Here is a 434-nt window from a genome sequence, read left to right as displayed (position 1 = left end):
GTCGAACTCTGCCGTGAAATGGGCCTTCTCGCGACGACGAGCGTCGCCATCGATGGCAGCAAGTTCAAAGCCGTGAACAACCGGGACAAGAACTTCACGCGCGCGAAGGTGGAACGGCGGCGTGCGCAGCTGGAGGAGAGCGTCGCGCGCTATCTGAGCCAACTTGACACGGCCGACCGACAGGAGCCGACGGAAGCGCTGGCCGCGAAGGTAACAAGACTTACCGATAAGCTGTCGAAGCTGAAGGAGGAAACGGGCAAGCTTGCTGTCTACGAGAAGCAGATGCTTGCGTCGCCCGATCAGCAAATCTCCCTGACCGATCCCGACAGCTGCTCGATGGCGACGAGCGGCCGGGGCTCCGGCGTCGTCGGCTACAACGTACAGATCGCCGTGGACACCGAGCACCATCTGATTGTGACGCATGAGGTGACGAA

At 61.3% G+C, this 434-nt stretch carries 1 pseudogene; it reads left to right on the top strand.

Annotated features, from left to right (window positions below):
• Positions 1 to 434, top strand: a pseudogene (locus OZ411_RS43510) (IS5/IS1182 family transposase); the annotation flags it as partial.

The sequence above is a fragment of the Bradyrhizobium sp. Arg237L genome (assembly GCF_029990105.1).
Lineage (GTDB): Bacteria > Pseudomonadota > Alphaproteobacteria > Rhizobiales > Xanthobacteraceae > Bradyrhizobium.
Note: the sequence above shows the minus strand (reverse complement) of the source record. Positions and strands in the feature narration are given on the sequence as shown.